Raw genomic sequence first — 12,893 nt, 5'->3', positions numbered from 1 at the left:
TGTGCGCTGTGGGTGTTAAGTGGTCAACTATATTAAAACAACGTTCCATTATTTTTTTGAGCCAGAACGTGTTCTGTGTCGTTTTTGCTGCTGTTTTTATTTTGCGTACTGCTGAACGTAAAGTTCTGCGCCTGAGCGCCGATAACCTTTGACGAGTCCGGTCAGTCACACTCTTATTTACAGGACACCTCAGATGATAAAGCAGGTCACCCAGCAGCTAATTACGCCAGATGCGAGTATCGAATGCTTGCAGGAGCGACGCTATTGGCTGCAGTGCGAGCGTGCTTACACTTATCAGCCCATTTACCAGACCAATGGTCGGCTGATGGCCGTTGAGCTGCTAACCGTCGTGAGCCATCCTGATAACCCTTCTCAACGCATTGCGCCAGACCGTTATTTTGCTGAAGTGGCTGTTCGGCATCGCGTTGAGGTAGTGAAAGAGCAACTTGAACAACTTGAACTGAAAAGTGATTTTTTCAGAGCCCACGATCTGCTGGCCTCCGTCAATGTCGATGGCCCGACGCTCATTGCGATGCGCCAGGACCCCGAGATCCTGAAAATCATTGAATGCCTGCCCTGGTTGCGCTTCGAGTTGGTAGAGCATATCCGTTTACCGAAGGGGTCGTCGTTTGCCTCAATGTGCGAATTCGGCCCGCTCTGGCTGGATGATTTTGGTACCGGGATGGCCAATTTCTCAGCCCTTAGCGAAGTGAGCTACGACTACATCAAAGTGGCGCGGGATCTGTTTGTGATGCTGCGTCAGACGCCGGAAGGCCGTAACCTCTTCACTTTACTGCTCCAGCTTATGAACCGCTATTGCCGTGGCGTGATTGTCGAAGGTGTTGAAACCCTGGAAGAGTGGCGCGATGTGCAAAACTCACCGGCGTTTGCTGCACAGGGCTATTTCCTCTCTCGTCCGGTGCCGCTGAGTACCCTTGAAGAGGTGATTCTGTCGCTTTGATGCGGATGTAGCGTGCCTCCTTTTTGCCCTGCTGGACTATCTTTAGGTCAGGCAAGGGAGGAAGTCAGGAGGAAAAAGTGACGAAAACAAGCAAAATAGCCACATCCATAGCAGGGGTTTTCTTGTTGTTGATCGTCGTGCTCATCATTGTGATTGCGACATTTGACTGGAACCGGCTCAAACCGACCATCAACCAGAAAGTCTCTACTGAACTCAACCGTCCATTCGCCATACGCGGTGACCTGGGCGTCGTCTGGGAACGCCAGAAGCAGGAAACCGGTTGGCGCAGTTGGGTTCCATGGCCGCATGTTCATGCTGAAGATATTATCCTCGGCAACCCGCCAGATATTCCCGACGTCACAATGGTACATCTCCCCCGTGTTGAGGCGACGCTTGCCCCGTTGGCGTTGCTGACAAAAACCATCTGGTTACCGTGGGTCAAGCTGGTGAAACCCGATGCGCGACTCATTCGGCTGTCGGAGGAAAACAACAACTGGACCTTTACGCTCGCTGGGGATAAAAACCGCGATCCGAATGCCACTCCCTCTGCCTGGTCATTTCGCCTGGATAACATTCTGTTCGATCAAGGGCGTATCGCTGTTAACGATAAGGTGACGCAATCTGAGCTGGAGATCCTGGTCGATCCCTTAGGCAAGCCGCTACCGTTTAGCGAAGTGACAGGCACCAACAGCAAAGAAGGGGGTGCCAGCGTTGAGGATTACGTTTTTGGTCTGAAAGCCCAGGGCCGCTACAACGGTGAACCGCTAACCGGAACGGGGAAAATAGGCGGGATGCTGGCGTTACGCGGCGAAGGTACCCCTTTTCCGATACAGGCTGACTTTCGCTCGGGCAACACGCGTGTGGTATTTAGCGGCACGATAAATGACCCGATGAATATGGGCGGTGTCGATCTACGGCTTAAATTCTCTGGTGATTCACTCGGGGATTTATACGATTTGACCGGTGTGCTGTTACCGGATACGCCACCGTTTGAAACGGATGGGCGTCTGGTGGCGAAAATCGATCCAGAAAAGTCCTCTCTTTTTGAATACCGTCATTTTAATGGTCGCATTGGCGATAGCGATATTCACGGAACGCTTACCTATACCACCGGCAAGCCGCGCCCGATGCTAAAAGGCGACGTTGAATCACGCCAACTGCGACTGGCGGATTTAGGACCGTTGATTGGCGTTGATTCGGGTAAAGGGGCCGAGCGGGCAAAACAATCTGAACGACGCAAAGGTGAGACCAGCGTGCAACCCGCCGGCAAAGTTTTGCCATATGACCGTTTTGAAACCGATAAATGGAACGTGATGGATGCTGACGTGCGTTTCAAAGGGCAACGGATTGAGCACGGTAGCCGCTTGCCCATCAGCGGTCTCTCCACCCATATCCTCCTGAAAAATGCTGACCTGCGCCTGCAGCCACTGAAATTTGGCCTCGCGGGGGGCAGCATTGTTTCCAGCATCCATCTGGAAGGCGATAAAAAGCCGATGCGGGGGCAGGCGGATATTCAGGCGCGGCGGCTTAAGCTAAAAGCACTGATGCCGGATGTGGCGCTGATGCAGAAAACGCTTGGTGAGATGAACGGTGACGCCCGGTTGAGCGGTAGCGGAAATTCAGTGGCTGCGCTGCTGGGTAACAGCAACGGTAATCTGAAGCTGCTGATGAACGATGGCTTAATCAGTCGCAATCTGATGGAGATCGTTGGGCTGAATCTGGGTAACTATCTCGTTGGTCAGATATTTGGTGACGACGAGGTCCGGGTGAACTGCGCGGCGGCGAATCTGGATATCGTTAACGGCGTGGCGCGTCCTCAAATCTTTGCTTTTGATACGGAAAATGCGGTGATCAATGTGACCGGGACCGCGAGTTTTGCGTCGGAGCAACTGGATTTAACCATCGACCCGGAGAGCAAAGGTATTCGTATTATTACACTGCGTTCACCGCTGTATGTTCGCGGGACATTTAAGAACCCACAGGCCGGGGTAAAAGCTGGGCCGTTGATTGCACGCGGTGCGGTGGCTGCCGCGCTGGCAACGCTGGTTACGCCAGCGGCGGCGCTGCTGGCGCTAATTTCTCCGTCGGAAAACGAAACGAATCAGTGCCGGACGATTTTGTCGCAGATGAAGCAGTGATGTCTGGCCGGATGTTTATCCGGCCTGGATTGTATGCTCAATCCAGACCGGAGAAGGGCTTACACCGCCATCCGGCAAAAAAATCACAATGACTTATGCCGTGTCTCATGGGTTAACAGCAGGGCGACCAGGGTTAACGCCGCCATTGATGCCAGATAGGTTCCTACCGCCGCCAGACCGTAGTTCCCCTGCAGCCATGCGGCAATATAGGGGGCAACAGAGGCACCGAGAATCGACGAGACGTTATACGAGAATGATGCGCCCGTGTAGCGAACTTCGGTCGGGAACAACTCCGGAAGCAGTGCTCCCATCGGGCCGAATGTCAGCCCCATCAGGCTCAATCCCAGCAACAGGAAGGCGAACACCAGCACCGGGTTACCGGAACCCAGCAACGGCTTAAAGGCAAACAGTGCAAACAGAATGATAAGCGTGGTGATGATGAGCATGCTTTTGCGACGACCAAACGCATCGGCCAGTAGACCTGCCACTGGTACCATCACACCGAAGCCAATCACCGCCATCATCAGCATCCACAATACGTCATTACGCGGTAAGCCAAGACCCACAGGTGCTGCGGCGGTACTGAACGTCATCGAGTAGACGGTCATGATATAGAACAGCGTATAGGTCGCCAGCATGATGAACGTGCCGAGGATGGTCACGCGAACATGCTTTGTCAGCAGAGTGCCCAGCGGGATTTTTACCTGCTTTTTCGCTGCGGCGACTTTGGCAAATACCGGTGATTCGTGGAGCGAAACACGGACGTACAGACCGATAATAACCAGTACGGCAGAGAAGATGAAAGGTACGCGCCATCCCCAGCTCATAAATTGCTCATCAGTCAACAGCCATGAGAGCAACAGGAACGTGCCGTTAGCGAAGAAGAAACCGATAGGCGCACCCAACTGCGGGAATGAACCGTACAGCGCACGTTTACGCGGTGGCGCGTTTTCCGTCGCCAGCAGTGCAGCACCGCCCCATTCACCTCCCAGGCCTAAACCCTGGCCAAAACGCGCCAGCGCCAGCAGCAACGGGGCGAAAATGCCGATGGTTTCATAACCCGGCAGCAGACCGATGACGACCGTTGAAATCCCCATGGTGAGCAGTGAAGCAACCAGCGTGACTTTACGGCCAACACGATCGCCGAAATGGCCGAATACGGCAGAGCCGATCGGACGGGCCACGAAGGCGATAGCAAAGGTAGCCAGCGACTGTAGCGTTGCCGCCGCTGGGTCACCCTGCGGGAAGAAGATGTGGGGGAACACGATCACCGCCGCGGTTGCGTAAATATAGAAGTCGAAGAACTCAATAGCGGTGCCGATGAGCGAAGCGACGACGACTTTATTGCGCGAGTTGACCGGGGCGTGTTCCTGTTCGTTATCGAGTGTTGTAGCGGTTGCTTGCATAATATTTTCTTATTTTGGGTCGAACGAAAGGTCATATTACGCACAGCAAAAGAGACATTTCAATCTGTAACAAACGCTGAGCCTGGTCAAAATAAAGTCAAAAAGAGGATAATTTTTAGGCTGGCGTTTTCACTTCTATGAAATGCTTCACATAATTTAAAACTTAGTTGATAAAACTGGTTTTTGGTTAAATAAAAGTTACGAGTTGGATTTATTCACTAAATCGGTGAGAACAGACGGCATTATAATTGCCGGATGGCGCTGCGCTTATCCGGCCGACACAACTCACCCGTAGGCCGGATAAGGCGCGCGCGTCGCCATCCGGCAATTCACAACTCATCCGGCGGTGACTATTGCGATTTCCCCGGCATGCGCGGGTCATCTTTGTATTCTGCGGTCGCAATCCAGGCCGCGCAGAACAAGGTCAGACGGGCGAAGAAGTAGAAAAATGCCATCAGCCCAAGTACAGAGCCAAATGCTGCGCCTGACGGTGATTGCACCAACGATGGCAGCGTGTACGTCATAATCATTTTGATCGCTTCAAAGCCCAGCGCGGCGATAAATGTGCCACGAATCAGCGCTCTCTTGCGCGGACGATGGCGCGGCAGGCGCCAGAAAATCCAGAAGAACAGCAAATAGTTGGCGAAAATGGAGATCGCCAGGCCAATCAACCGCCATGCGGGTTTCAGCCATTCAATGCCGTCGAGATACAGTGCCGAGATGATCATTTGCTGGGCAGAACCGGCAATGGAGGTAATCGACAGCGTAACGATCAGCGCAATCAGCAATCCAATCAATGAGACAAAATCACGCAGGTATTTAACCCATATTTTTTCCTGATCCTGCGGTGTGCGTTCCCAGACGTCCCGCGACTGTGCACGAATAGCTTCACGCAGGTTTCCCATCCAGTTGATACCAGAGTAGAGGGCGATGCCAAGCCCCACCAGACCCACGGTGGTACGTTGCTGAACGGCAGTATTGATGGTGTTTTTCAGCGTTGAGGCCAGCGTCGGATCGCTAACGTTGAGCAATATTTTGCTGAAGATATCCTGTAATAACGTGGGGTGTGAGGCGAGTATAAAACCGGCCGCCGCAAACGACACCATCAGGATAGGGATCATCGACAGAAACGAGAAATACGTGATGGCTGCGCCAAACTGATTCCCCATTCGGTCATTAAAACGCTCTGCAGCGCGGATCAGGTGGGCGATAACAGGTTGACGTTGAACTTTGTCTGCGAAGGTTATGGCTGTTTTCAGCGCCTGGTTCGCTTTGGCGTTTTTCACCGGCGTTGTGGTGGTTTGCTGTTGTTCAGGCGTAGGGTGCTTTGCGTCGTGTTCCTGCGTCATCCGATCGGTAGTCCTTATTTTGTTTACTCATGACATTATAGCCGCTCAGACCCACTTCCCGAAAAATGGGCTAATCCACATAGTCTTTCATCACACCGGTCAACCATTCCATGAACAGATGTACCCGGCGGGAAAGGTTACGGCGATGTGGATACAGCAAAGAAACGGGCATGGGCTCGGCCCGATATTGCGGCAATACTTCAACCAGCGTACCGGCGCGAAGGGCTTCACGCACCCCGACGCGTGGTACCTGAATAATGCCCAGCCCGGCAAGGCATGCTGCATGATAGGTTTCGGTGCTGTTCACCGTCAGCATGCCGCCCGTTTTTACCCATGCAGTCCCATTGTCTGTAGCCACCTCGAAACCCTGTGCGCGCGTACCCAAATTCACCGAGTAATGCACCACAGCATGTGAGGCCAAATCCTCCAGACTTTCCGGATAACCAAAGCGGGCCAGATACTGTGGACTGGCACAGTTAATCTGCGTGAGTTTCCCCAGCGGTCGAGCAATCAACCCTGAATCTTTCAGCGTGCCAACGCGTACGACGCAGTCGAAACCCTCACGAATTAAGTCTACCAGGCGGTCACTGCTGCTGAGTTCAAGCTCCAGACCCGGATACTGATGCAAAAAGGTGGGCAGGCGGGGCATGACCAGATTTCTCGCCACGCCAACCGGCATATCGACGCGCAGCTTACCGCTGATACTGGCTGGATCGTGATGGAACAACCCATCCAGTTCATCCAGATTGCTCAACAGATCTTTTGCACGTTCGTAATAGATCATGCCGTCCTGCGTCAGCTGAACGCGCCGGGTGGTGCGGTGCAGAAGTTGCGTACCCAGGTGATTTTCCAGGGCCTGAATTTGGCGCGATACGCTACCTTTAGGAAGTCCAAGGGTGTCTGCCGCACGCGAAAAACTCTCCAGTTCTGCGACGCGGATGAACAACTGCATTGCGTGAATTTTATCCATTCCCATGCCCTATTGTTGTTCTAAATGAAACAGTAATGCGCAATTAGCGATATTTATTGTTCTTCTACCACCTAATAAGCTTTGTCTCAATCATCACAACACCTGAAATGAGGTTTCTTATGACGCAACGTATCGCATTAGTGACCGGTGGCGGTCGTGGGCTCGGTAAAAACGCGGCACTTAAGCTGGCGAACAAAGGAATAGGTATCGTCCTGACGTGGAACAGCAATGAAAAAGAGGCGCAGCAGGTTGTGGATGAAATTCGGCAATCTGGTGGAAAAGCAGCGGCATTGCCGTTAAATGTCGGCGATATTTCAACGTTCCCATCCTTCGTTGAACAGATGCAGCACACCGTAAAGACACAGTGGCAGAGCGAAGGGTTTGATTATTTATTGAACAACGCCGGAATCGGCATTAATGCGCCGTACTCTGCATTCACCGAAGCGCAATTTGACCAACTGATGAACATCCAGTTTAAGGGGCCATTTTTCCTGACGCAGAGTCTTCTTCCGCTGATGAACAAGGGGGGAAGGATCCTCAATGTCTCGACTGGTCTTGCGCGTTTTGCGCTACCGGGCTACAGCGCCTATGCCGCCATGAAAGGGGCGATGGAAGTGCTCACCCGCTATCAGGCTAAAGAGTTGGGGGAACGCGGTATTACGGCAAATATCATTGCGCCGGGCGCGATTGAAACCGATTTTGGCGGTGGGAATGTGCGTGATAACGCGCAACTGAATGCGTATATTGCCTCGCAAACGGCGCTGGGACGCGTCGGGTTACCGGATGATATCGGTGCTGCCATCGCCGCGTTGCTCAGCGATGAGCTCGCCTGGATGACGGCACAACGTATTGAGGTATCTGGCGGGATGTTCCTGTAACACTGCAACGTGCTTATTCAATAGACGCAGTATCTGTTGAATGAGCACTTAATGCTATATTGTCATTTGTAACATATTCATTGTTTGTTCAGGATTTCTTATTTTCAGCTAAAAATGTATTCTCCGAAAAATTAATATTAATAAGGAGTTCTGACCCGCGATAAATGAGGAATATCTCAGAGATCTATCTTGTTCTGCTCGCTTTGTGTAATCCTTTTTCTTGAGCTGTAACTATTCATAACCCCCGCTTCTTTATTCTTCTGTTATCGGTAGAATGACCCCTGCCAAATGGTGAGTTCTTATTTTTCCTCGTGAATAATACCCTTTCACGTCTCAGAGCCACTATTTTTCAGACGGAGAGTTAATAATGCAGGTAATAATGTTTGACAGGCAGTCAATATTTATTCATGGAATGAATGTAAGTTTGCAGCAACGAATTCCAGGAGTGAATGTTCAGGGTGTCAGTCAGGCAGATGACCTTTGGCAAAAACTGGAAAACACCCCAGATGCGCTGCTTATGCTGGATGGCGATCTCGACGGTGTGTTTTGCTGCGGCTTGTTGCAACAGATTGCACACTCTTTTTCAACGGTGAAGGTGCTGATCTCCGCCACTGATTGCAGTAAGAAATGGCTGCAGGATGCGATGCAATTAAACGTGCTAGCCATTGTGCCACGGGACTCGGATGCAGAAACCTATACCCTGGCGCTTAACAGCGTTGCGATGGGCATGTTGTTTCTTCCCAGGGATCACTTAGCGACAAACGATAGCAACAGGCAAAATATAAAAACATTAAGCGCCCGCCAGCGAGAGATCCTGACCATGCTGGCGGCTGGTGAGTCAAATAAACAAATTGGTCGGCTGTTAAATATCAGTACCGGAACGGTAAAAGCCCACCTTGAGTCACTTTATCAGCGCCTGGAAGTTAAAAACCGTACTCAGGCGGCAATGATGTTAAATGAATTTCTATAATTGATATTTATTTCACGGTCAGACGCTATCTGGCTGTGAAATATTAACTGACCACATTTCTGCGTGACAAAAGCGCGTTATCCCAACACTTAGCATCCACGCAATAAAGGCCTCTTGTTGAAACGGGTCGTTAAGCTGAGGTTTATTTGTGCGTATTAATGCTTTGCAGATATCCAGATCCGCGAGCAGCAGAGCCTCTGCCTGCGCCATTGAAATGGGGGTAACAAAGGTTTCATCGGGTGTAATTTCATGCCCGTAGCCAATGACCCATACACCATTTTTATCCTGATACTTTTCCAGCGACAGGCCCTGCCATTGCTTGATAAATGCAATACCAGCGGAGGTAAAATGAGCGGCGAAATGCGGCATAATGATTTCTCTTAAAAGAAAAACAGTATAAAGATAATTATCAGCAGACGTAGTTGCCATATGGCCATTTTTGGCCATAAACGCCTTACGACTTAAGGGGCGGCACTCACGTTTTTACCGGCTGAACATCCTGTCATCTCAGGCACTTTTCCCGATATGCTATTGCGAATCACCAGACATAGCCAGTCACTCTCCGTCATTGTGAGGCGGTCGCGCTGTTTTCAACACAGACACGGGTTTATCTCCAGAATAAATTTCAATGATTTTGCCGTTGTCACTGCAAAACACATTTATTTGTTATATGAATGTGTTCTAGTCTACTGCGGCACAATTCTGCGCAGTACCACGTTTATAAAAAGATAACGAAATACATCGTGAGGCCGCACCTTTCTGGGCTCTTTTAGGGAAGATAATGACCAATAGCGCGTTACAGGCGACATGTGCGCCATTTGAACACTGTTTGGGGATCATCCGTCAGGCGTCGGTGGAAATTTTGCTGCTGTTAGGCGTACATGTGGCAGAGGGCAAAGATCCGCGTTGGTTTCTGGAGCAACTCGATCAGGCCCGACTGAATCTGGGAGGTTGGGGGGCTGTCGCCAGACGCTTGCAGATGAATGATGCGCAACTCAGCCAGTTCACGTTGCGTTTACGCCATCTTCAACAGAGTGTGCCTCAGTATGAAAGCGGTCAGGATGTCAGTGAAAACCAGCTGATTTCCGCGCTGCGTTTTGTGGCAGCACTGGAGCAATTACGCCAGCAACAGCCGCTCCTGAACTATCAAACCGATATCGAAATCGGGGGGCCGGATGCGCAGATGCGGGCGCAACGTCAGCTTCGCGCAATAGAGTTAACGCTCAAAGCCCTCGTCGCTCGGGTATGGCCAGATCAGCATCCGCTAAACAGTTTCCTGAAGCAGCACTTTGGCGCCGAACGCTTGCGCCGCTGGCTAAAGCTGGGCGAAGGGCGTGATGCGCTGGATGGCATGTTGTTTAGCGAACTGGCGTTGATGGTGGTCGATAAGAAGCTATTTGTTCGTCACTTTACGCAGATTTTTAATGATACGTCAGTGTTGATGCTGTTTGTCGAACCGCGCTTAACGCTGCGGATGTTTCTGGATGATTGCCGACTGGCACGAAACGCGGTCATTGCTCAGCAACCGCTGACGTCAGTACAGCTGATGCTGTTAAATTACCAGTACCAACAAATTACGCATTCTGTGCAGCGGGCGTTTGAAGAGCGCCGAACACGTATCAATCCCGCATCATATCTGGACTCTGATGAGTCGACGGTGCGTCAATTCTGGGAAACGGCAAGGCAAAAAGACGAGCAGGCTGGAGGCGATAAAATGGAAATTGCCGACAGTATTGATCCTCCTGAAAAACGAGCGCAGCGCACGGCCGAAGAGCGCGAACAGCTGATTTCCGGCATGCTGTGGGTGGCTGTCGGTGTCATGGTACTGGCGATCTCGCTGGGTGCTTTCTGGCTATTCAATGCATCTGCACCGCAAGCATCTTCAGGGCAAACTGTTGAGATAGTACAGGAGGAGCCGCGGCGTGATGCGCCTTCCGCGCGAGAATCGGTGACCCGAATGGGCATTACATGGGATACCTTTAATATGCGGGCGGCTATCGATCGCAACGATACCCGCGTCACGTCGCTGTTCCTGCAAGGCGGTATGGACTGGAAGCTGGCGTGGACGGAGCAGGCATTTTCCGCGGGGAATACCGCCGTTCTGAAGCTTCTGCTGCGATATCCCTCACAGATGGATGAGGCCAGGCCCTGCCAGCAGTTTATGAATACGCTCAGCCATGCCATGTCGAATGGCGCATCACTAACGTCACTGCATAAAAGCTACCTACAAAGTTTCTGCTCTACACCGGAGGTCGTTGCTCGCCAGCAGTATGATGTGGAACAGGCCCAACTGCGTGTGCGTGCAGATCCAAATGCAGAGAACAAGAAATGGCAGAAAATCCACACCGCGCTGTACGATGCCATTAACTAACGGCCTGATGCATTTCGTGGCATCAGGCCGTCAGACATTTACGGTTCACCGTACAAACCGATTAATCGGCGCACCACGCCATTCGTCCAGCCAAATCCGTCCTGCAGCGGATATTCCCCACCGCCGCCTTCGCGCGGCGTGCCGTCAGCGATATGGTACTTTTCAATTAGCTTGTGGTGTTCCTGATAAAAAATATTAACCGTCTTCAGCCAGTTACGGGCAATCTCATCGCCGAGATGGTCATCGCCATACAGTTTAAACCCCTGAATCGCCATCCACTGCAACGGTGCCCAGCCGTTGGGTTTATCCCACTGTTCACCGGTTTCATACTCGGTTGCTAAAATGCCGCCTGGCGTGAGTAAGCGACTGCGTACCGTGTTGGCGAGTCGGTCAGCTTGTTCATGGGTCGCCATGCCGACATACAGCGGAACGATGCTGGCAGCAGAGAAGAGGGCCATCTGCTCACGTCGCCAGTCGTAATCGCGATAGCAGCCATTTTCATCGTCCCACAAATAGCGGTTCACGGCGGCACGGCGGTCGCTGGCTTTCTGGCGAAACAGTGCTTCGGTATCTCGCTCTCCCTTTAATGCAGAAATGTTCGCAATCGTACTTTCCAGTTTGTAGAGAAATGCGTTCAGGTCAATCGGGATGAACTGAGTGGTGCGGATGCTGGCGAGGCGACCGGTATCGCGCAACCAACGTGATGAATAATCCCAGCCGGAGGCCGCACCCGCACGTAGATCCCGATAAACCTCATTTGGTGGTCGACCTGAATGCTTAGCCGTTTCTACATCTTCAAGCCAGGACTCATCGCGCGGGGTATCACGATCGTCCCAATAGCGGTTGAGCAGAGAACCGTCCGGCATTCTGATAACATGACGGTACGCCTGATTAAGTACCAGCGAGTCGGCACCATCCATCCAAAACGCGTACTCCATTTTGAGATGATCAAGATAGCGACGAGCGCCGCGTACGCCATCTTCTTCGAACAGTTCGACCATTAGCGCAAAGACCGGTGGCTGGGAGCGGCTCAGGTAGTAGGTGCGGTTGCCGTTCGGGATGTGACCATAGTTTTCGATCATCCAGGCAAAGTTATCTGCCATGCATTTCAGTAAGTCTTCCCGGCCACTCTCTGCAAGACCCAGCATGGTGAAGTAGGAATCCCAATAGTAGGTTTCGCTAAAGCGTCCGCCTGGCACGATGTATGACTGCGGTAGCGCCAGCAGTGAAGACCAGGGAATATGATCCTGCGGCTCGCGAGTCAGCACTGGCCACAGTTGATCAATATGCTCTTTCAGCGAGCTTTCAGGGTCGGAAACATATTCGCTGGTGGGGGTTTCCGGCAGCCAAAAGTGGTTCTCGACAAAGCGTTGTAGGTCAAAGTCCCGGTGTCGTTTGACTTTACGATAGCGAATCAAAATATCCAGTGGGTCCATTCTGGGGGCGCAGTCGGGAAAGGTTTTGCTATCAGCAAACAGTTTTGATGACTGGACGTGCTCGAACAGTTCGAGGTAACGATCGGCGGGGGTTAACGCGTCCGAGGCGGGAAGTCCCTCAATCATTTCCGGTTCAGGCTCCGCCTCAATCATTTCATCCAGCTTTAACTCGCACGGATCCATTTCATAAAGTAGATCGACGTCGATCGTCAGTTCTTCTGAAGGGGCGTGGGGTAGTTTCTGGTTGAGCATAATGAGAAAGACCTCCGGTAACGGTTGAAATACTAAGGCTATTGCCTGGTCGTCTGTTAAGCGTAGACATTCGCTTCGGTGCCGGGTGAGTAAAGCGTGCGGTCGATCACGTTTTTATGCTTATCAATAATAAAGAAATAAAACTATCCCAATGATAACAAT

General features: G+C 51.7%; 10 protein-coding genes. 5 read left to right on the top strand and 5 right to left on the bottom strand.

Translation table 11 applies throughout. From position 1 onward, the window contains the following. Positions 1-193 precede the first annotated feature (193 nt). Positions 194-961, top strand: a complete 768-nt coding sequence (pdeH, locus tag NNO02_RS06370) for a cyclic-guanylate-specific phosphodiesterase (RefSeq protein ID WP_202037473.1) — start codon at positions 194-196, stop codon at positions 959-961. 77 nt (positions 962-1,038) lie between these two features. Further along, complete coding sequence (locus tag NNO02_RS06365) at positions 1,039-3,099, top strand: AsmA family protein (RefSeq protein WP_271454426.1); 2,061 nt, start codon at positions 1,039-1,041, stop codon at positions 3,097-3,099. Between the two features lie 83 nt (positions 3,100-3,182). Here the strand turns inward: NNO02_RS06365 and NNO02_RS06360 are convergent, their stop codons facing one another. The 3 genes from NNO02_RS06360 to NNO02_RS06350 form a co-directional block, all read right to left on the bottom strand. Then, positions 3,183-4,505 (bottom strand): MFS transporter, encoded by a 1,323-nt coding sequence (locus tag NNO02_RS06360; RefSeq protein ID WP_137382029.1) that lies wholly within the window; start codon positions 4,503-4,505, stop codon positions 3,183-3,185. Between the two features lie 350 nt (positions 4,506-4,855). Then, on the bottom strand, positions 4,856-5,854 hold the full coding sequence (gene yhjD, locus NNO02_RS06355) for an inner membrane protein YhjD (RefSeq protein ID WP_271454425.1): 999 nt from the start codon (positions 5,852-5,854) through the stop codon (positions 4,856-4,858). Between the two features lie 70 nt (positions 5,855-5,924). Beyond that, complete coding sequence (locus NNO02_RS06350; RefSeq protein WP_271440442.1) at positions 5,925-6,824, bottom strand: LysR family transcriptional regulator; 900 nt, start codon at positions 6,822-6,824, stop codon at positions 5,925-5,927. A gap of 119 nt (positions 6,825-6,943) precedes the next feature. Between NNO02_RS06350 and NNO02_RS06345 the strand changes: the two genes are divergently transcribed. After that, positions 6,944-7,702: an SDR family NAD(P)-dependent oxidoreductase gene (locus NNO02_RS06345; protein WP_271448723.1), complete on the top strand. Its 759-nt coding sequence runs from the start codon at positions 6,944-6,946 to the stop codon at positions 7,700-7,702. Positions 7,703-8,069: 367 nt separating this feature from the next. Beyond that, positions 8,070-8,672 carry a helix-turn-helix transcriptional regulator gene (locus tag NNO02_RS06340; RefSeq protein WP_271454424.1) on the top strand — a complete coding sequence of 201 codons (603 nt, stop codon included), beginning with the start codon at positions 8,070-8,072 and terminating at the stop codon, positions 8,670-8,672. Between the two features lie 18 nt (positions 8,673-8,690). Here the strand turns inward: NNO02_RS06340 and NNO02_RS06335 are convergent, their stop codons facing one another. Beyond that, a complete protein-coding gene (locus NNO02_RS06335; protein ID WP_271454452.1) occupies positions 8,691-9,041 on the bottom strand; it encodes a glycoside hydrolase family protein in 351 nt (116 codons plus the stop codon). Positions 9,042-9,453: 412 nt separating this feature from the next. Between NNO02_RS06335 and NNO02_RS06330 the strand changes: the two genes are divergently transcribed. After that, the gene (locus NNO02_RS06330; RefSeq protein ID WP_271454423.1) at positions 9,454-11,043 is read left to right on the top strand and encodes an STY4199 family HEPN domain-containing protein; all 1,590 of its coding nucleotides are present in this window, start codon (positions 9,454-9,456) and stop codon (positions 11,041-11,043) included. A 38-nt stretch (positions 11,044-11,081) separates the two neighbouring features. On the opposite strand, the gene NNO02_RS06325 is transcribed toward NNO02_RS06330, so the two are convergent. Next, on the bottom strand, positions 11,082-12,731 hold the full coding sequence (locus tag NNO02_RS06325; protein ID WP_271454422.1) for an alpha,alpha-trehalase: 1,650 nt from the start codon (positions 12,729-12,731) through the stop codon (positions 11,082-11,084). Positions 12,732-12,893: the final 162 nt, after the last annotated feature.

Source organism: Citrobacter sp. Awk 2 (assembly GCF_028069815.1).
GTDB lineage: Bacteria > Pseudomonadota > Gammaproteobacteria > Enterobacterales > Enterobacteriaceae > Citrobacter.
The sequence above is the reverse complement of the archived record's forward strand: the minus strand, read 5'-3'. Positions and strand labels throughout refer to the sequence as shown.